Raw genomic sequence first — 17,610 nt, forward strand, 5'->3', positions numbered from 1 at the left:
GAGGGTCGTAGCGGTCCACGGTTCTGAGATCTGCCGGCTACGAGGACAAGGGAAATGAAGCAGGAGTTCGTGCGCGCCAAGCCGCACCTCAACATCGGCACCATGGGTCACGTCGACCACGGCAAGACCACGCTGACGGCCGCCATCACCAAGGTTCTGTCCGAAATGGACCCGTCGGGCACCACCTTCACCGCGTTCGACCGCATCGACCGCGCGCCGGAGGAGCTCGCCCGCGGCATCACGATCAACATCGCGCACGTCGAGTACGAGACGCCCACGCGTCACTACGCGCACGTCGACATGCCCGGCCACGCCGACTACGTGAAGAACATGATCACGGGTGCGGCGCAGCTGGACGGCGCGATCCTCGTGGTGTCCGCCGAGGACGGCACGATGCCGCAGACGCGCGAGCACGTGGTGCTGGCGCGCCGGGTGGGCGTGCCGCACGTGGTGGTGGCGCTGAACAAGGCCGACGCGGTGAGCGACCCGGAGCTGCTCGACCTGGTGGAGCTGGAGATCCGCGACCTGCTGTCGAGGTACGGCTTCGACGGCGACGCCACGCCGGTGGTCCGCGTGTCCGGCCTGCGTGCGCTCCAGGGCGACCCGGAGTGGACTCGGTCGGTCGTGCGGCTGCTGGAGGCCGTGGACGAGCACGTGCCGGTGCCCCAACGTGATCTGACCGGACCGTTCCTGATGCCGATTGAGAACGTCATGACGATCACCGGTCGCGGCACCGTCGTGACCGGCGCGGTGGAGCGCGGTGTGCTCGGCCTCGGCGACGCGGTCGAGGTGATCGGTCTCGGTGCCGCGGTGACTTCTGTCGCCACGGGCATCGAGACGTTCGGCAAACCGATGCAGCAGGCCCAGGCGGGAGACAACGCCGCGGTGCTGCTGCGCGGGGTGAAGCGCGGCGAGGTCCGGCGCGGCCAGGTGCTGGCCCTGCCGGGCAGCGTGGCACCGCACACCAGGTTCCGCGCGTCGGTGTACCTGCTGTCGCACGCGGAGGGCGGCCGGCACACCGGTATCGCCTCGAACTACCGGCCGCAGTTCCACTTCCGCACCGGCGACGTCGTCGGGGTGGTGGAGCTCGACCGGGCGGTGGCGATGCCGGGTGACACGGTCGAGGTGACGGTGGAGCTGGGCAAGGCGGTGGCGATGGACACCGGGCTCGGCTTCGCGATTCGCGAGGGCGGCAAGACCGTGGGCGCCGGCACGGTCGGCGAGATCCTCGCGTAGGGCGGTGGCGACGGCCCGAGAAGGTGGTCGCGCTGCCTGTTGGGGCGCGGCGGCGCAGACTCCGTGGATGAACCAGGTCCTGGAGCTGTTCCGCCGCGCCGCGCAGACCGACGACGCCGACGCGATGCGCGAAGGCGTCGAGCTGATGTTCGGCGACCTCGACGCGCGGTCCGAGTACGAGCTGCGGTCGCCCGACTACGTGATGGAGATGCCGCAGTCCGGAGAAACCATCCGCGGCCGCGACAACATGCTCGCGATGCAGCAGGCGTTCCCGAAGCCGCCGTCGATCACCCTCCGGCGGGTGGCCGGTGCCGGCAGGTTCTGGGTCGTCGAAGGCGTCAACGACTACGGCGACGAGGTCTGGCACGTCATCGTCGTGTGGGAACTGGACGAGCACGGCCGGATCCTGCGCGACACCCGCTACTACTCGCAGGAGTTCGACCCGCCCGAGTGGCGGGCGCAGTGGGTCGAACCACGACCCGGAACGTCAGCGAGGTGATTCACGCTCAGCAGGGCGCCTCGCGGCCGTCTGACCGCAAATTCCCCAGCAACATTCCGCGCCACACCACTTAGCCTGACTCGTCGCTCACGGAGTGTGCGGCACCGACCGGCTTCGACTCGGCCGACCCGCGCTGCCGCAGGTAGACGCTGAGGATCGCCATCGACGCGATCGCGAGGAACTCCGACTGCCAGTTCTGCAGCGACCGGTTCCAGAAGTCGGAGCTGAAGAAGTAGTCGAACAGCCCCATCTTCTCGGCGAGCGGGTCGGAGTTGTTGGCGTACCAGCCCGCGACCCACTGCATCGACCACGAGAACAGGAACAGCACCAGCATCACGAGGCCGAGCGACCTCGAGAACACCGCGGTGCGCCAGCCTCCCGCGCGGGCCCACTTCGGTGACGACTCACTCACGTACTGGCCGACCTGCTGCTCCTTGTCGCTCTCGTTGCCGACCTTGCCCGCCGGTTTGGACTCGGGCGAGCCCTTCTGGATCAGCCAGACGGTGGCGGTGACGTACAGGAAGAACTGCAGGTACTCCGACTGCCAGTTCTCCGTGACGTCGACGAGGAAGTCGGAGGAGAACAGGTAGGAGCCCAGGGTCAGTGTCGGTTCACCCAGCGCAGCCTGACGCTCGTTGTAGTCGGCGTGGCCCGTGAACAGCTGGCCGACCAGCGCCGCGAGGAACAAACCGGCGAAAACGAGCGTCAGGCTGTGCTCGCGCAGGAATCTCCTCATAGGAGCGGATGCCCTGCGCCACATCGGTTAAACCTCGATCAACGGCACGACTTCCTTGGCCCAGAACTCGAAGAACTCCTGCTGCGACGGCCCGATCTGCTGCACGTACAGCTCGTCGAACCCGGCGTCGGCGAACTCCTTCACCTTCGCCGCGTACTTCTCCGGGTCCGGACCGCACGGGATCGCCTGCTGGATCATCTCCGGCGTGACGAGTTCGGACGCCTGCTCGAAGTGCTTCGGAGTCGGCAGCACCTGGGCCAGTTCGCCTGGCAGGCCGTCGTTGGGCCACAGGCGGTGCGCGGTCCGCACACCGTCCTCTTCGGACTCGGCGTAGCAGACCTTCAACCCGCTCTGCGCCGGTCCGCGCCCGCCCTCGGAACGGTACTGCCGCACCAGGTCGCCGGATGGGCCGACGCAGATGTAGCCGTCACCGCACCGGGCGGCGAGCTTGACCGCCTTGGGGCCGAACGCGGACACGTAGATCGGCACCGGGCGTTCCGGGACCGTGTACACGCGGGCGTTCTCGACCGTGTAGTGCTTGCCGTGGTGGGTGACCTCGTCACCCTGGTGCAGCGCGCGGATGAGGCCGATCGCCTCCTCCAGCATCTCCAGCCGCACGTCCGCCGACGGCCAGTGCGTGCCGAGGACGTGCTCGTTCAGGGCCTCACCGCTGCCGACGCCCAGCACGAAACGGCCCTCGCACTGCACGGCGGCCGTGGCGGCGGCCTGAGCGATCACGGCCGGGTGGATGCGGACGGTCGGGCACGTCACGGCGGTCGTGATCGGCAGCGAAACCGTCTCGGACAACGCGCCGATCGTGCCCCACACGAACGGCGACTGGCCCTGCTCGTCGTTCCACGGGTGGTAGTGGTCGGAGATCCACAGCGCTTCGAAGCCGTGATCGTCGGCCATCTTCGCGTGCCGGACGAGCTCACGCGGGCCGTGTTCTTCGGAGGAAAGGAAATAGCCGAGCTTCACGGCAACAACTCCTGGATCTTGGTCTGCAGGCCGCGGCGCAGCACCTCCCACGCGTCGGGGTCGCCGCGCAGCACCGCCTCTGTCATGTCCTTGATCTGGTCGAACGTCGCATGCGGCGGGATCGGCGGCACGTTCGGGTCGCAGCGCACGTCGAGCACCGTCGTGCCCTCGTAGGCGAGCGCCGTGTCCCAGGCCGGGCCGAGCTGGTCCGGTGAGTCGACCTCGATGCCCTGCAAGCCGATCGATCGCGCGTAGGTCGCGTACGACACGTCCGGCAGCGTTTGCGACTCCTCGAACTTCGGCGCGCCGCCCATCGCGCGCAGCTCCCACGTGACCTGGTTGAGGTCGTTGTTGTGGAACACGCACACGACGCACCTGATGCCGTAACGCTTGAGCGTCAACAGTTCCGCCATGCCGTTCATCTGCATCGCGCCGTCGCCGACCAACGCGATCAACGGGCGGGACGGCTGGGCGAACGCGGCGCCCAACGCGTACGGCACAGCGCACCCCATCGTCGCCAGCGTGCCGGACAACGACGACCGCACGTTGCCGTGAATTCGCAGCAACCGCGCGTACCAGTTCGTCGCCGAACCCGAGTCCGCGGTGACGATCGCGTTGGCGGGCAGGCGTTTCGACAGCTCCGAGACGATCAGCATCGGGTTGACCGGGTCGGCTGGCACCTGCGCCTGCCGTTCCACGACCTCCCACCAGCGCTCGACGTTCGCCTCGATCGTGTGCCGCCACGAGCGGTCGGTCTTGCGCTCCAGCAACGGGATCAGCGACCGCAACGTTTCCCGCGCGTCACCGACGAGGTTGACCTCGGTCGGGTAACGCATGCCGATCGCGCGCCCGTCGACGTCGATCTGCACGCCGCGGGCGGCACCGTACTTCGGCAGGAACTGCGAGTACGGGAAGTTCGAGCCGATGATCAGCAACCGGTCGCAGTCACGCATCAGCTCGTACGACGGCCGGGTGCCCAGCAACCCGATCGAGCCGGTCACGTACGGCAGGTCGTCGGGCAGAACATCCTTGCCCAGCAACGCCTTCGCGACTCCGGCACCGAGCATGTCGGCGACCTCGCGCACCTCCGCGGCCGCGTCGCGAGCACCCTGGCCGATCAGGATCGCGACCTTCTCGCCCGTGTTCAGCACGTCGGCCGCGCGCCGCACCTCGTCGTTGGCGGGCACGACACAGGACGAGGAACGCGACGGCGGGCTCGACGGGATGTACTTGAACTCGTGCTTGGGCGGCTCGTACTCCTGCTCCTGCACGTCGTTGGGGATGATCACGACAGCGGGCGCGCGGTCGGCCGCCGCCGTGCGCATCGCCCGGTCCAGCGCGTTCGGCAGCTGCTCCGGCACCGTCACGTCGACGAGGTACGAGGCCACGTCGCGGAACAGCGAGTGCAGGTCGACTTCCTGCTGGTAGCTGCCGCCCTGCGCGGTACGGGCGGTCTGGCCGACGATCGCGACGACCGGGACATGGTCGAGCTTCGCGTCGTACAAGCCGTTGAGCAGGTGGATCGCGCCGGGCCCCGACGTCGCCAGGCACACTCCGACGTTCTCGCTGAACTTCGCGTATCCGACCGCGGCGAACGCGGCCATCTCCTCGTGACGGGTCTGGATGAACGTGGGATCGTTGTCCGCCTTGCCGAACGCCGCCACGATCCCGTTGATGCCGTCGCCGGGATACGCGAACACCTGCTTGACGCCCCAGTCGCGGAGGCGTTGCACGATGAAATCGCCGACGGTCATGCGTGAGCACCTTCCATCACGTAGACGGTGTACGCGGACCGGATGATCGGCTGCGCGACGTTGCGCACCCGCACCCCGCCCGGTGTCATGCCCTGCTCGGTACCGAAGTGCGCGTGGCCGTGGATGGCGAGATGCGTGCCGGTCGCGTCGATCGCCTCGCCGAGCAGGTACGAGCCGAGGAACGGGTAGATCTCCGGCGGTTCTCCGCGCAACGTGTCGGGCACCGGCGCGTAGTGGGTCAGCGCCACCTTGATGTCCGTGTCCAGTTCGGACAGTGCGCCTTCCAGCGTTTCGGCGATGTCGCAGGTGTGCTGGATGAACGCCTTCATCTCGCGCTCGCCGAACGCGCTTCCGCACTTGCCGGCGAACCCGCCGCCGAAGCCCTTCACACCCGCGACGCCGAGCGTGCAGCCGTTGATCCGGGCTTCGAACGTCGTGCCCTCCAGCACATGAATGCCCTTGTCCTGCAACGTCTTGGTGACTTCGAGCGGCTTGTCGTCCTGGTGGTCGTGGTTGCCGAGCACGGCGACCACGGGCACCGGCAGGTCCGCGAACTCGTCGGCGACCACCTGCGCCTCGGCGACGGTGCCGTGCCGGGTCAGGTCACCGGCCAGCAGCAGGACGTCCGCGTGCTCGCCGACCTTCTCGAGCGCGGGCCGGAGCCTGCCGCGCATGTCCTCACCGAGGTGGACGTCGCCGACAGCGGCGATCCGGATCATCGCAGGTCCTCCTCACCGTCCGGTTCGCCCGCCGGTGTCACGCGCACGTCGTTGAAGATCTTGAGTTCGGGCGCCGCCTCGTGCAGCACCTCCTCGATGGCCTTCCGCCGCTCCGCACACGCCACGTCACCGGAGAGCATCACGTGATCGCCGCGCACGGTGATCCGCACGCCGAGCTCTGCCGTTCTGGGGTCCTCCGCCACCGCCCTACGCAGGTTTGCCGCGAGGTACTGCTCGGATTCCATTGCCCCTCCCGATGATCTCCAGGCGTTCGATGAGCACCAGGAACGCTTCGGCGTACGGCGAGTGCTTGGTCTCCTCGCGCACCTGGTCCCAGTCGATCTGCTCTCTGAGGGCGCGCGCGAACGGCAGCAGCTCGCTGAAGTCACAGCGGTGCCCGTCCAGCACGAGCAGCTTGCTGCTCAGCACGAACGTCGCCGGCATCACCGGCAGCATCACCGAACCGACGGGCATCTCCTCGGCCATCGCCAGGATCTCGTCGGTGACGGGGCGTTCGTTGGGCCGGAACAGCAGGTCCACCAGCGAGTCGCCGTCGTAGACCTTGAGCAGCCAGTCCTCCGGGGGCTCAGCGGCTCGCATCCCGCGCTGCACGAGGACGCGGACCGCCTCGGTCGCGTCCTGCTCCCGCACCAGGAGATCCACGTCGTGCTCGCTCGCCGGGCCACCTCGCGCGTAACCCGCGCATCCACCCGTGAGGGCGAACGGTATCTGCGCGCTGCGCAAGGCGTTCGCGACTTTGGTCAGCGTCCGCAGCAGCTCGTCCTGCACGTCGCTCATGCACTGCCGGTTACCCGGCTGGCCAGCGTGCGAACCTCAGACCCGATCAGTCGCGAGGCGCGCGTAACTTGGACCGTTCGAAGTTGTCGGTCTCACTGCAACCGAAATGGGACGCGAGACGTCGAAAGGACAGCCAACCCAGGGAGCGCAGATGGTCATTTTCGGCTGGCGGACGACGATCGAGCAGCTGCGGATGCTGTCGCTGGTGTGCGGCCACTGCCACCACCAGGCCGCGCACAACCTGTTCCGGCGGTACACGAAGCCCACCATCTTCTTCATCCCGTTGTTCACGATCAGCAGCCGCTACGGGCTGCAGTGCACGTTCTGCGGCGTGTCCTACGACATCAGCAAGATGCACGCGCTTCAGCTGGTCTGACGGCAGGCCTCACAACCGGGCGCGTCCTCGTCGGTGGTGACGCGCCCGCACTCGGGGCAGATCAGTTCGAGAAGGCAGGCCGGTTCAGCCTCAGGGACACGATCGAGGTCCACAGCCAGCCGATCGTCGCCACGACGTAGAGCAGCACGGTTCCGGACGGGTTGCCCAGGAACGCCATCGGCACCATCAGGAGCACGCCCGTCAGGCCGCTCATCACCGCCAGCCACCCCCCGAGCCTACGCGCGAACACGAAGCACGCACCGATCCAGCCGATCATGGCGATACCGAACGCCACCGCGTGCAACGCGCCGTGCCACGACAACGACGACGGCGGTCCGTCCGGTGTGCCGACCGGGAAGCCCAGCGCGGGATCGGCCGTGAACACGCCGCCGAGGACCATCCCCACGCCCATCAGGCCGATGAGCCGCGCGCCCCACTTCGTGTGCTTCGCCATGCCCGTGGCGGCGACGACGAACAACGCGCCGCTCACGATGAAGTTCGCGATCTGGACCCAGCCGAGTGAGCCCAGGCTGAGCATGCTGAACGGGTGCCGCGAGAGGTCGAAGCCCTCGCGGGTGAGGGCCTGGGCGTAGCCGACGACGAGGTAGAGCGGACCGGCGACGACGCCGCACGCGATGCGGGACATGACTTCCTCCGATGGTTCGACTGGCGAGAACAGAACCACCGACAATTTTTTTTGTCAAGACTAGTCGTGCTGTCTTGACGGGAAGAGTTGTCGGAGACAGGATGGGACCATCCACGAAGGCCAGGAGGAGAGCTGATGGGTCACGAGTTCGAAGGCGTCGACGAGATCGAGGTGCCCGCGTCCGTCGAGGACGTCTGGCAGGCCATCGCGACCGGGCCCGGCATCGACTCGTGGTTCATGGGTCGCAACGAGGTCGCGAACGGCCAGGTCAAGATGGCGTTCGGCGAGTACCGGCCGACGCACGAGATCACCGCGTGGGAGCCGCCCCACCACTTCAAGCAGGACAGCGGCAAGGCACCCGACGGCCGGTTCATCGCCTACGAGTTCCTCGTCGAGGGCCGTGAACACAGCAGCACGGTGCTGCGGATGGTGACGAGCGGCTTCCTGCCCGGCGACGACTGGGCCGACGAGTTCGAGGCGATGAAGCTGGGTGGCGCGCTGTTCGTCAGCACGCTGAGGGAGTACCTGCACCACTTCGCCGGCCGCACCGCCCGGCCGCTCACGGTGTTCGGGCCGATGATCAGCGACTGGGACGAGGCCTGGAAGAAGCTCGACGAGGCGGTCGCGGCCAAGCTGCCGGGCGCCGTCGAGTACCACCGCAACGCCCACACCCTCGGCCTGCGCACCGACAAGGCCATGTACCGCTTCATGCGCGGGTTCTTCGGCCCGATGATCGCCGCGCACCACGTCTTCGAAGGCGACGAGTCCGAGCAGGACTGGCAGAGCTTCCTCGACACCACCCTGGGAGAACAGCGATGACGCGCTTCACGACCTCCGCAGACGGCACCGAGATCGCTTATTCGATCACCGGTTCCGGACCCGCGCTGATCCTCGTGGACGGCGCGATGTGCCACCGGATGTTCGGCCCGTCCACCGAGCTGGCGTCCGTGCTGGACAAGAACTTCACCGTCTACACCTACGACCGGCGCGGCCGCGGCGAGACCGGTGACGGCGCGACGCCGTGGTCACTGGAGCGCGAGGTCGAGGACATCGGGGCACTGATCGAGGAAGCCGGCGGCTCCGCGTTCGTGTTCGGTGTGTCCTCCGGTGCGGTCCTGGCGATGGAGGCGGCGTCCCGGCTGCCGGGCATCACCCGGCTCGCCGTCTACGAGGCCCCCTACGTCGTGGACGACACGTTCAAGCCGCGGCCCGCCGACATCGTGCAGCAGATGAACGAGCTCCTCGCCCGCGACGACCGCTCCGGCATGCTCACGAAGTTCATGAAGATGGTCGGCGCGCCCGGCATCGGCATCGCGATGATGAAGCTGATGCCGTGGTGGCGGAAGCTGAAGCCGGTCGCGCACACGCTGCCGTGGGACCTGACCATCCTCGGCGACGACGGCCGCGGCTCGAAGCTGCCGACCGACCGCTGGACCGTCAAGGTGCCGACCCTCGCGATGGACGGCGGCAAGAGCCCCGAGTACCTCCGCAACACCATGAAGAACGTCGCGGAGGTGCTCGGCCCGGACACGGAGTACCGGACGCTGCCGGGTCAGACGCACATGTACAAGTCGTCGGTCATGGCGCCGGTGCTGGTGGAGTTCTTCACGCGGGCCCAGCGCACAGCGGGTCCCATCGCGTAGCCGGCCCCGACGAACAGCCCGCCGACCAGCAGCCACCCGAGCGAGCCCCAGCCGAGCACGACGGTGGTGAGCAGCGCGGGGCCCACCATGCGCGCGACGGCCGTGCCCGTCGCGAAGAAGCCCTGGTACTGGCCCTGCCGGTCGGCGGGCGCGAGGGCGAAGCTGATCTCCCACGCGCCGGAGGCGAGCATCATCTCGCCGAGCACCTGCAACGCGGCGGCCGCGATCAGCAACGCCGCGCCCTGCCACGCGCCGAAGCTGAACGCCGTCACCGCGAACACCGCGCAGGACGCGAGCATGATCAGGCCGGCGTGCCGGACGAGCTTCGAGGCGTCGTCCAACCCGTTGGCGCGCTTGGCGATCCGCACCTGGAACAGCACGACTGCGCCGGTATTGAGCACGAGCAGCGCGGCGGCGAGCCAGGTCGGCGCCTGCGTCCGCTGCACGATCCACAACGGAATGATCAGGCTCAGCAACGGCATGTAGAGCAGCATCACCGCGTTGATCAACGTGATGAGCGCGTACGGGCGGTCCTTCAGCACGTCGAACCTGCCCTTGGCGCGGGACATCACGGTCTCCGGCAGCGTGCTCAGGATCGCCGCGGCGACGAGGAAGCTGAGCGCGTCGAGCACGAACACGGCCGTGTAGGCGGCCTCGGTGCCGAGGTGCAACGCGAACCCGCCCATCGCCGCGCCGATCGCGATGCCGGCGTTGGCCGTGGACTGGATCCGCGCACGGGCCCGCGTGCGTTCCTCCGGTGTCGTGAGGCCGGCGAGGAGGGCCTGCCTGGACGCCTGGAGTCCGCTCTGGAAGCTCGCGTAGAGGCACATGACCACCACGAACGCGGCGAAGCTCCTGGTGAGCAGCAGGGTCGAGATGCTCGCGGCGGTGGCCGCGGCGAGCACGACCGCGGTGGTGCGCGGGCCGAGCCGGTCGGCGACGTGGCCGAGTGCGACACCCGCGACGGCGCCGACACCCCACGCGAGGGTCAGCGCGAGCCCGACCCGTGCCGCGCTCAGGCCGACGATCTGGGTGAAGTACAGCGCCGAAACCACGAGAAAACCGCCGTCACCGATGGAGTTCGTCAGCTGTGCGTACGCGAGTCGCCTGGTCATGTCCTAGACCGTATGGCGACGATTGGCCCTAGTTGTAGGACAAAACAGCACTGCTTCTTTGGGCCAATTTCGTGTCACACAGGCTACGAACACGTTTGACAGCCACGGTGAAGCAGCCCGAGCAGCTTGATCACGGTCAGAATTGAAGCGCGTTTTCGGTGACGGCGCTGACCTCGGCGACGCGACGACGACGGGTCGGGATCATCAGCGTCGGGTGCGAGATGCTCCAGGCCGCACTCTTGCAGATGAACTCCTTGAGGCGGACCGCCGCCTTCCCGGTGACGGCTGACGGCTTGGGCTGGTCGTCGGGAGTCACCCACTGCAAGAGGGCGTCGTTGCGGCCGAGGCTGATGCACTGGGCGTTGTAACCGATCTTGTTCTGCGGGATCTCGCGGCCCGTCAGGCGCGCGACGATGGCATCGGCGGCCAGGTGGCCCGTCGGAACGCCCGAGGCACACGACATCCGCAACGGCGAACCGTTCCCACCAGGTGCGAGCGCCGCGTCGCCGATGGCGTACACGTCCGGGTGCGAGACCGAGCGCATCGTCTCGTCGACGACGATCTGGCCCGACGGGGAGACCTCCAGGGTCGTGGCCGCGGCGATCGGGTGGACGGCGAAACCGGCGGTCCACACCGTCACGTCAGCGGAAAGCTCACGACCGTCGACGCCCTCGTGCACGGTGATGCCGAGCCGGTCGAACGCCTTCCGCAGGTGCTGCTGGGCCTTGTCGCTCAGCCAGCCGCCGAGCTCACCGCGCGCGGCGAGCGAGACATGAAGGTCCGGCCTGGCTTCCGCGATCTCCGTGACGGCCTCGATACCGGTGAGGCCACCACCGACGACGAGCACGGTGGCTCCGGCGCCGAGGTCGTCCAGCCGGTCCCGCAGTCGCAGTGCGGACTGCTTGCCGGCGATGTCGTAGGCGTGCTCGGGAACGTCCACGGCGGCACTGCCGAGGGCGTAGACGAGGGTGTCGTAGGCGATGTCCCCGTCGTCGGTGTTGACGATCTTGCGTTCGGCGTCGACCGCGGCGACCCTCGCGATTCGCACCCGCACGCCGGTGTTCGCGAAGACGTCGGTCAGCTTGCGCGCTTTCAGGTCCTGCCCGGTCGCGAGCTGGTGCAGGCGCACCCGCTCGACGAACTCGGGGTCGGCGTTGACGAGGGTGATCTCGGTGTCGGCGGGGTGCAGCTTCTTGGCGAGGCGGCCGGCGGCGTTGGCTCCGGCGTATCCGGCTCCGAGGACGACGATGCGGTGGGTCATGGTCTTGCTCCTGTCAGGTTGGTTTCGCCTCCTGAACCGGACAGCGACGCGAAACCTGACAGGAGCGGACTGTGATCCGGGTCACCACTCTCCGGGGAGGGGTTCGCGGCGGTCGATCCCGGCCCACTGCCGCGTGGCGTGGTCGAGCTTGGCGGGGTTGGCCTGGGTGTGGACGGCCGCGATGCCGTCGGTGGTCACCTCGAGGGACATGACGACGAAGACCCGTCCGCCGACCGCGAGCACCAGCGCGGGAACGCCGTTGACGACCTCGGCGAAGAACTCGAGAGGGCCGCCGGCCATCTCCCTCTTGGCGGCGCTGGGCGTGAACAGGGTGCGCAGGAACCTCGCCACCTTCAGCGCGCCGGTGATCGGCTTGGACACGCTCGGGAACACGCCGCCGGCGTCGCCCGCGCTGATCGCGTCGTCGGCGAGCAGCTTCACGAGCGAGTCGGTGTTGCCGCTGAGCGCCGCGGCGAGGAACTCCTCGACGATCTTGCGCGCGCCCGCCGCGTCGACCTCCACGCGGGTGCGGCCGGTGGCGAGGTGCTGCTTGGCGCGTCGGTAGATCTGCTGGCAGTTGGCCTCGGTGAGGTCGAGGATCTCGGCGATCTCGCCGTGCGAGTAGCCGAACGCCTCCCGCAGCACGTACACGACCCGTTCGTTGGCCGAGAGCCGTTCCATCAGGGTGAGCATCGCGATCGAGACGGACTCGCGCTGCTCGACGGTCTCGGACGGGCCGAGCATCCGGTCACCGGCGAAGACGGGTTCCGGCAGCCACTGGCCGACGTAGGTCTCGCGCCTGGCCCGCGCCGAGGTGAGCCGGTTGAGGCAGAGGTTGGTGAGCACCTTCGTCAGCCACGCCTCCGGCACCTCGACGTGATCGCGGTCGGCGGCCTGCCAGCACAGGTAGGTGTCCTGCACCGCGTCCTCGGCGTCCGCCGCCGAACCCAGCAACCGGTACGCGATCGCTTCCAGCCGTGGCCTGGACTCCTCGAACAGCGCAAGCATGATCGCAGTCAATCACGGATGCATGCGGGCGCCCTTGAAGATTTTGTCGACGGCGTTCTTCTGGCCGTGCACGGCGATTCCGACCAGGTCGAGGTCCTGGGTGTGCACCTTGCGCACGGCAGCGCGGTTGTCCTCGTCGTTGCCGGTCGCGAACAGGTCGGCGGTGAAGATCGCCATCGTCTGGTTGCGGTTGAGCGCGCGTTCGCGGGCCCTGGTGAGCAAGTCCTTGTCGCCCTGAAGGACCACGACGGGCTGGCGGAACATCGGCAGGTAGGTGACGTCGTCGGCGTCCATGTACGGCTCGCCGCGCAGTTCGTCGGGCAGTCCGCTGACGAGGAAGGCCGTGACGTTCAACGCCTGCCAGCCGGCCAGGTCGTCCCGCAGCAACACAGCGATCTTGGTGTCGAACATGGCCCCACGATCGCTGCGGCTCGAGGTCCGCGTCTTGTACGTTTTTGACATGTCCGTCGTGGCCTGGAAGCCGGCGATAGAAGGCATCAAGGAGGTCTTCCACGCCTCCTTCACCACGCACGTCTACCCAGCGCACACGCACGACGCGTGGACGTTGATGCTGCTCGACACGGGTGCCGTGCGCTACGAACTGGACCGTCACGAGCACGGTGCTCTCGTCTCCGGCGTCACGCTGTTGCCACCGCACGTGCCGCACGACGGCCGGTCCGCGCACCCGACCGGCTTCCACAAGCGCGTGCTGTACCTGGACGGCTCGGTCCTGCCCGACGAGCTGATCGGCAAGGCCGTCGACACCCCGATGCTGGTCGATCCGCTGCTGCGGCAGCGGGTGCACCAGCTGCACCTGGCGCTCGACGATCCGTTGGAGGCGTCGAGCAGGCTTGCGTTGATCACCGAACGGCTCACGCACCACTTCGCGGGCACCTCGCCCGTCGTCCACGCGGATCCGACGCTGGCCGACCGGTTGCGGCAGCTGCTCGACGCGTCGTTGCCGTTCGGGATCTCGCTCGCCGAGGCGTCCGAGCAGTTGCAGACCAGTCCGACGCACCTGGTGCGGGCGTTCAGCAGGCGGTTCGGGCTGCCACCGCACCGGTACGTGACCGGGCGCCGCGTGGATCTCGCTCGCGGGTACCTGGTGGAGGGACGCCCTGCGGCGGAGGCGGCGGTGCTGGCCGGTTTCCACGACCAGTCCCACCTGACCCGCCATTTTCGCCGTGTCCTGGGTACGAGTCCCGGCCGGTTCGTACGCTGACACGGTGCACGTAGGCATCCTCGGCCCCGTTGAGGCGCACTCCCCGGACGGCAAAGTCGCGGTGGGTGGGCCGCGGCCGCGTACCCTGCTCGCGCTGCTGGCCGTGCGGGTGGGCGACATCGTCCCGCTGGACCGGTTGATCGACGAGCTCTACGGCGACGAGCCGCCGTCGGACGCGGCGAACGCGTTGCAGGGCCAGGTGTCGCGGCTGCGCCGGGCGCTCGGGGACGCGTCGCTGATCGAGTTCCACCCGGCCGGGTACCGGTTGGCGCTGAAGCCGGACCAGGTGGACGCGCACAGGTTCACGTCGCTGGCCGCGGAGGGCCAGCAGGCGTTGGAGCAGGGTGATCCGCGAGTGGCGGAATCCCTTCTGGCAGAGGCACTTCAGCTCTGGCGCGGTCCCGCGCTCGCCGACGCCGACGCCGACGGCCACGCGACCCGGCTCGAACAGCAGCGGTCGGCCGCCACGAGTGCGCTGGTCGCCGCGCGGATCCGGCTCGGCAAGGCCGACGTGCAGGAGATCTCGTCGCTGGTCCGGCAGCACCCGTTGGACGAACGCCTGCGCGGCTACCTGATGCAGGCGTTGAACCAGCAGGGCCGTCAGGCCGAGGCGTTGCAGGCGTTCGAGGACGCCCGCGCACTGCTGGCCGAGGAGCTGGGCACGGACCCGTCGCCGGAGCTGCGCGCGATCCACCTGCAGATCCTGCGCGGCCAGACGCACCGCGAGCTACCGGCGCAGCTCACCAGTTTCGTCGGCAGGCAGGAGGAACTGCGGCGGATCGCGTCGCTGACGGCGCGGCTGATCACGCTGACCGGGCCCGGTGGTGCGGGCAAGACCAGGCTCGCCCTGCAGGCCGCCGGTCCCGACGCGATCTTCGTCGACCTGGCGCCGGTCAAGGACGTGTCGGCGGCCGCGCTGCAGGCGTTGGGGCTCAAGGAAACCGTGCTGGCGCCGGAGGATCGCCTGACGCTGGCGCTGCGCGAGCGCGAGACGTTGCTGATCCTGGACAACTGCGAGCACGTGATCGTCCAGGCCGCCCGGCTGGCGCAGCACCTGCTCAGCTCGTGCCCGTCGTTGCGGATCCTGGCGACGAGCCGGGAACCGTTGGGTATCACGGGCGAGACGCTGTGCCCGGTGCCGCCGTTGAAGCCCGAGCAGAGCGTGGCGTTGTTCACCGACCGCGCCCGCCTGGTGAACCCGACGTTCGTGCAGGACCAGCACACGGTCGACATCTGCCGCGAGCTCGACGGCCTGCCGCTCGCGATCGAGCTCGCGGCGGCGCGCACCAGAACGTTGACGACGGAGGAGATCTCGGCTCGGCTGGGCGACCGCTTTCGCTTGCTCACCAAGGGAAACCGTGCCGCCGCACCGCGCCACCAGACGTTGCGCGCGGTGGTGGAGTGGAGCTGGGACCTGCTCGACGCGGACGAGCGCGATCTCGCTGCTTGTCTCGCCACGTTCAGCGGCGGGGCGACGCTGGAAGCTGTCGAACAGGTCTGCCGGCACGACATCGAGGTGCTGGAAGCGTTGGTGGACAAGTCCTTGGTGGACGCAGCCGACGGCCGTTACCGCATGCTGGTGACCATCAGGGAGTTCTGCGCCGAACACAAGCGGGTCGACGCCGAGCACGCCGCCTACTTCCTCGACCTGGCCCGGCGCGCGGATCCCGAGCTGCGGCAACGAAACCAGGTGCGGTGGTTCGCCCGGTTGACCGCCGAGCACGCGAACCTGATGCAGGCGGTCGAGTGGGCCACCGAGCACGACCCGGAGCTCGCTCTGCGGCTCGTGTCCGCGCTGTCGTGGTACTGGTACGTGAAGGGCAGCCGCACTGAAGTCCAGGGCGTTGCCAGGAAACTCCTCTCCCGCGTGCCCGAACAGTCCACAGAGGACTATGCGATCCTGCTGGCCCTGGCCGCACCGGAGCGCGTGCAGAACGTGTTGCAGGGCTTGACCGGCCCGATCAGGCAACCGTTCGCGCTCGTCGCGTGGGCCATGCTCGTCGGCCCGCCGGACCCCGGCGCCCCGCGCACCGAGCTGCAGAACGAGGTGGAGCGCAGCGACGACCCGTGGATCAAGGGCCTGATCGCCTTCAGCAACTCCTACACCGGCTGGGCGGCGCGCGGCGACCGAGCCGTGGCGATCGAGAGCGCCCGCGAGGCGCTCCGGCAGTTCCAGGAGCTGGGCGAGCGCTGGGGCTCCGCCCAGGTCCTGGACGTGCTGGCCACCCTCACCGAGGACCCGCACGAGGCCCTCGCCCTCACCGACGAGGCGCTGAAGGCCGTCGGAGAGCTCGGCGCCAAGGAGGAGCTAGCCGAGCTGCGCGGACGGCGGGCGGACCGGTTGCTCGACATCGACTCCGACGAGGCCGAGCGCGACTACCTGCAGGCGTTGGAGATGGCGACGGAGGCAGGTCTGGCCGCGACTCGGGCGCTCGCCAACGCCGGCCTGGCCAAGATCGCCCAGCGCAGGGGAGATCTGGCCGGTGCCGAACAGCTGTTGCGGGAAGCCCAGGGGGAGCTGGGTTTCGGGTGGATGCACACGGCGGCCAAGCAGCACGTCGAAGCCGCGTTGGCGGAACTGCTCACCGAGCTGGGACGTACTCCGGGAGCGTGATCGCGGTCGCCCGCTGGAGGTCGATCCTCGCGAACATCGGCGCCTTCGGCAGGAAGCCGAACATCCGGTCCCGCGCCCACATCCCGAGCCTGGTCGCGGGCGCGAGGAACCGGCCGGGACTGCCCTGGCAACCGCGCGCGTACGGCCCGATCCTCGCCTCGTACCTGGCGAAGGCATCACCTCCCGCGGCCATCTCGCCTGCCAGCACGTAGGCCGAGACGACCGCGAGCCCGGTGCCCATGCCGCCCAGCGTCGACCCGTATCCGGCGTCGCCGATCAGCGTGACCCGTCCCGAACTGACCGTCGGCATCCGCACCTGGCTGATCGAGTCGAAGTAGACGTCCGGCGCCACCAGCGCGTCCGGCATCAGCTCCGGCGGTACCGACGACCTGAACATCAGCCAGCCGGGCGCGGTGATGACGCCGGGCGCGCACGTCAGGTCGCGGTCGTTGCCCTCGGCGTCCCAGATCGCGAAGTAGTAGCCCTGGAACTTCGGCCGGTACTCGGGAAAGACGAGCCGCCGCACCCCGGACCGCATCCCGTCCGCGCCGATGACGAAGTCGAACCGCCGCGGCCGTCCGTTGGCGAACGTCACGTCCACCCCGGCACCGTCGTCGTCGAGCGAGGTGATCCAGTCGCCGAAGACGTACTCGGCATCGGCAACGCCGACCTCGTACAGAATCCGTGACAGGTCACCGCGGCGTATCTCCACCTCTCCCCCGGTGTACGACGCGGGCAACCGGCACCGTTCCCGTCCTGAGGGATCGCGGAACACCATGTCCGGCAACGAAGTGCGCGCGGCACGTACCGCGTCGAGCACGCCCATGCGCCGCAGCACGGACAGGTGTGCCTCGCCGCGGAAGTCCACGGCCTGACCGCCTTCACGCAACGACGGCGCCCGTTCCACGACCGTGGGCGAGAAGCCGAAGCGTGCGAGCCAATGAGCGAGCGCGGGCCCGGCGACTCCCGCTCCCGAGATCAAAACGTCCATGACCGGGAAGGGAA

At 68.8% G+C, this 17,610-nt stretch carries 19 protein-coding genes; 7 read left to right on the top strand and 12 right to left on the bottom strand.

What is annotated here, in order from left to right; all coding sequences use genetic code 11:
- Positions 1-54 precede the first annotated feature (54 nt).
- Positions 55-1,236 carry an elongation factor Tu gene (gene tuf, locus JOD27_RS14970; protein ID WP_204762853.1) on the top strand — a complete coding sequence of 394 codons (1,182 nt, stop codon included), beginning with the start codon at positions 55-57 and terminating at the stop codon, positions 1,234-1,236.
- Positions 1,237-1,303: 67 nt separating this feature from the next.
- Positions 1,304-1,735, top strand: a complete 432-nt coding sequence (locus JOD27_RS14975) for a hypothetical protein (protein WP_204762854.1) — start codon at positions 1,304-1,306, stop codon at positions 1,733-1,735.
- 70 nt (positions 1,736-1,805) lie between these two features.
- On the opposite strand, the gene JOD27_RS14980 is transcribed toward JOD27_RS14975, so the two are convergent.
- From JOD27_RS14980 to JOD27_RS15005, 6 genes are read right to left on the bottom strand one after another with little or no spacing between them, the layout of a single operon-like run.
- On the bottom strand, positions 1,806-2,471 hold the full coding sequence (locus tag JOD27_RS14980) for a DUF6766 family protein (protein WP_204762855.1): 666 nt from the start codon (positions 2,469-2,471) through the stop codon (positions 1,806-1,808).
- A gap of 27 nt (positions 2,472-2,498) precedes the next feature.
- Positions 2,499-3,449 carry a TIGR03557 family F420-dependent LLM class oxidoreductase gene (locus JOD27_RS14985; RefSeq protein ID WP_204762856.1) on the bottom strand — a complete coding sequence of 317 codons (951 nt, stop codon included), beginning with the start codon at positions 3,447-3,449 and terminating at the stop codon, positions 2,499-2,501.
- A complete protein-coding gene (locus tag JOD27_RS14990) occupies positions 3,446-5,203 on the bottom strand; it encodes a thiamine pyrophosphate-requiring protein (RefSeq protein ID WP_204762857.1) in 1,758 nt (585 codons plus the stop codon). The genes JOD27_RS14985 and JOD27_RS14990 overlap by 4 nt, the downstream gene beginning before the upstream one ends.
- Positions 5,200-5,922 (bottom strand): metallophosphoesterase family protein, encoded by a 723-nt coding sequence (locus JOD27_RS14995; protein ID WP_204762858.1) that lies wholly within the window; start codon positions 5,920-5,922, stop codon positions 5,200-5,202. The genes JOD27_RS14990 and JOD27_RS14995 overlap by 4 nt, the downstream gene beginning before the upstream one ends.
- The gene (locus JOD27_RS15000; RefSeq protein WP_204762859.1) at positions 5,919-6,167 is read right to left on the bottom strand and encodes a BON domain-containing protein; all 249 of its coding nucleotides are present in this window, start codon (positions 6,165-6,167) and stop codon (positions 5,919-5,921) included. Before JOD27_RS15000 ends, JOD27_RS14995 begins: the two co-directional genes overlap by 4 nt.
- On the bottom strand, positions 6,130-6,720 hold the full coding sequence (locus JOD27_RS15005; protein WP_204762860.1) for a nucleotidyltransferase family protein: 591 nt from the start codon (positions 6,718-6,720) through the stop codon (positions 6,130-6,132). Before JOD27_RS15005 ends, JOD27_RS15000 begins: the two co-directional genes overlap by 38 nt.
- Before the next feature lie 151 nt (positions 6,721-6,871).
- Here JOD27_RS15005 and JOD27_RS15010 point away from each other — a divergent pair, with 151 nt between their 5' ends.
- The gene (locus JOD27_RS15010; protein WP_204762861.1) at positions 6,872-7,096 is read left to right on the top strand and encodes a zinc-ribbon domain-containing protein; all 225 of its coding nucleotides are present in this window, start codon (positions 6,872-6,874) and stop codon (positions 7,094-7,096) included.
- Positions 7,097-7,157: 61 nt separating this feature from the next.
- Here JOD27_RS15010 and JOD27_RS15015 read toward each other — a convergent pair whose 3' ends face one another.
- Positions 7,158-7,742: a DUF998 domain-containing protein gene (locus JOD27_RS15015; protein WP_204762862.1), complete on the bottom strand. Its 585-nt coding sequence runs from the start codon at positions 7,740-7,742 to the stop codon at positions 7,158-7,160.
- Positions 7,743-7,877: 135 nt separating this feature from the next.
- Between JOD27_RS15015 and JOD27_RS15020 the strand changes: the two genes are divergently transcribed.
- Together JOD27_RS15020 and JOD27_RS15025 are read left to right on the top strand one after the other, a co-directional pair.
- Positions 7,878-8,561, top strand: coding sequence for an SRPBCC family protein (locus JOD27_RS15020; RefSeq protein ID WP_204762863.1), 684 nt, complete (start codon positions 7,878-7,880; stop codon positions 8,559-8,561).
- Positions 8,558-9,385, top strand: a complete 828-nt coding sequence (locus JOD27_RS15025; protein WP_204762864.1) for an alpha/beta fold hydrolase — start codon at positions 8,558-8,560, stop codon at positions 9,383-9,385. The genes JOD27_RS15020 and JOD27_RS15025 overlap by 4 nt, the downstream gene beginning before the upstream one ends.
- On the opposite strand, the gene JOD27_RS15030 is transcribed toward JOD27_RS15025, so the two are convergent.
- The 4 genes from JOD27_RS15030 to JOD27_RS15045 all read right to left on the bottom strand — a co-directional run bounded on the left by JOD27_RS15030 (position 9,295) and on the right by JOD27_RS15045 (position 13,180).
- Positions 9,295-10,500, bottom strand: coding sequence for an MFS transporter (locus JOD27_RS15030; RefSeq protein ID WP_204762865.1), 1,206 nt, complete (start codon positions 10,498-10,500; stop codon positions 9,295-9,297). The genes JOD27_RS15025 and JOD27_RS15030 overlap by 91 nt on opposite strands.
- Before the next feature lie 136 nt (positions 10,501-10,636).
- A complete protein-coding gene (locus JOD27_RS15035; protein WP_204762866.1) occupies positions 10,637-11,761 on the bottom strand; it encodes an NAD(P)/FAD-dependent oxidoreductase in 1,125 nt (374 codons plus the stop codon).
- A gap of 81 nt (positions 11,762-11,842) precedes the next feature.
- Positions 11,843-12,769 carry an RNA polymerase sigma-70 factor gene (locus JOD27_RS15040; protein ID WP_204762867.1) on the bottom strand — a complete coding sequence of 309 codons (927 nt, stop codon included), beginning with the start codon at positions 12,767-12,769 and terminating at the stop codon, positions 11,843-11,845.
- 12 nt (positions 12,770-12,781) lie between these two features.
- Positions 12,782-13,180 carry a DUF2000 domain-containing protein gene (locus JOD27_RS15045; RefSeq protein WP_239567157.1) on the bottom strand — a complete coding sequence of 133 codons (399 nt, stop codon included), beginning with the start codon at positions 13,178-13,180 and terminating at the stop codon, positions 12,782-12,784.
- A gap of 49 nt (positions 13,181-13,229) precedes the next feature.
- Between JOD27_RS15045 and JOD27_RS15050 the strand changes: the two genes are divergently transcribed.
- Both JOD27_RS15050 and JOD27_RS15055 read left to right on the top strand, forming a co-directional pair.
- Complete coding sequence (locus tag JOD27_RS15050; protein ID WP_204762869.1) at positions 13,230-13,991, top strand: AraC family transcriptional regulator; 762 nt, start codon at positions 13,230-13,232, stop codon at positions 13,989-13,991.
- A 4-nt stretch (positions 13,992-13,995) separates the two neighbouring features.
- Positions 13,996-16,605 carry an AfsR/SARP family transcriptional regulator gene (locus JOD27_RS15055; RefSeq protein ID WP_204762870.1) on the top strand — a complete coding sequence of 870 codons (2,610 nt, stop codon included), beginning with the start codon at positions 13,996-13,998 and terminating at the stop codon, positions 16,603-16,605.
- On the opposite strand, the gene JOD27_RS15060 is transcribed toward JOD27_RS15055, so the two are convergent.
- A complete protein-coding gene (locus tag JOD27_RS15060; RefSeq protein ID WP_204762871.1) occupies positions 16,574-17,596 on the bottom strand; it encodes an FAD-dependent monooxygenase in 1,023 nt (340 codons plus the stop codon). The two genes, JOD27_RS15055 and JOD27_RS15060, sit on opposite strands and share 32 nt — an antisense overlap.
- Positions 17,597-17,610: the final 14 nt, after the last annotated feature.

It is taken from the genome of Lentzea nigeriaca, assembly GCF_016907955.1.
Classification (GTDB): Bacteria; Actinomycetota; Actinomycetes; order Mycobacteriales; family Pseudonocardiaceae; genus Lentzea; species Lentzea nigeriaca.

Excerpts from the sequence above, each read along its gene's own strand:
- JOD27_RS15010 (WP_204762861.1), top strand. The coding sequence starts at position 6,872 with ATGGTCATTTTCGGCTGGCGGACGACGATCGAGCAGCTGCGGATGCTG.
- JOD27_RS14980 (WP_204762855.1), bottom strand. The coding sequence starts at position 2,471 with ATGAGGAGATTCCTGCGCGAGCACAGCCTGACGCTCGTTTTCGCCGGT.
- JOD27_RS15015 (WP_204762862.1), bottom strand. The coding sequence starts at position 7,742 with ATGTCCCGCATCGCGTGCGGCGTCGTCGCCGGTCCGCTCTACCTCGTC.
- JOD27_RS15040 (WP_204762867.1), bottom strand. The coding sequence starts at position 12,769 with ATGCTTGCGCTGTTCGAGGAGTCCAGGCCACGGCTGGAAGCGATCGCG.
- JOD27_RS15060 (WP_204762871.1), bottom strand. The coding sequence starts at position 17,596 with ATGGACGTTTTGATCTCGGGAGCGGGAGTCGCCGGGCCCGCGCTCGCT.
- JOD27_RS14990 (WP_204762857.1), bottom strand. The coding sequence starts at position 5,203 with ATGACCGTCGGCGATTTCATCGTGCAACGCCTCCGCGACTGGGGCGTC.
- JOD27_RS15030 (WP_204762865.1), bottom strand. The coding sequence starts at position 10,500 with ATGACCAGGCGACTCGCGTACGCACAGCTGACGAACTCCATCGGTGAC.
- JOD27_RS14975 (WP_204762854.1), top strand. The coding sequence starts at position 1,304 with ATGAACCAGGTCCTGGAGCTGTTCCGCCGCGCCGCGCAGACCGACGAC.
- JOD27_RS15035 (WP_204762866.1), bottom strand. The coding sequence starts at position 11,761 with ATGACCCACCGCATCGTCGTCCTCGGAGCCGGATACGCCGGAGCCAAC.
- tuf (WP_204762853.1), top strand. The coding sequence starts at position 55 with ATGAAGCAGGAGTTCGTGCGCGCCAAGCCGCACCTCAACATCGGCACC.
- JOD27_RS15000 (WP_204762859.1), bottom strand. The coding sequence starts at position 6,167 with ATGGAATCCGAGCAGTACCTCGCGGCAAACCTGCGTAGGGCGGTGGCG.
- JOD27_RS15050 (WP_204762869.1), top strand. The coding sequence starts at position 13,230 with ATGTCCGTCGTGGCCTGGAAGCCGGCGATAGAAGGCATCAAGGAGGTC.
- JOD27_RS15020 (WP_204762863.1), top strand. The coding sequence starts at position 7,878 with ATGGGTCACGAGTTCGAAGGCGTCGACGAGATCGAGGTGCCCGCGTCC.
- JOD27_RS15025 (WP_204762864.1), top strand. The coding sequence starts at position 8,558 with ATGACGCGCTTCACGACCTCCGCAGACGGCACCGAGATCGCTTATTCG.
- JOD27_RS15045 (WP_239567157.1), bottom strand. The coding sequence starts at position 13,180 with ATGTTCGACACCAAGATCGCTGTGTTGCTGCGGGACGACCTGGCCGGC.
- JOD27_RS15005 (WP_204762860.1), bottom strand. The coding sequence starts at position 6,720 with ATGAGCGACGTGCAGGACGAGCTGCTGCGGACGCTGACCAAAGTCGCG.
- JOD27_RS14995 (WP_204762858.1), bottom strand. The coding sequence starts at position 5,922 with ATGATCCGGATCGCCGCTGTCGGCGACGTCCACCTCGGTGAGGACATG.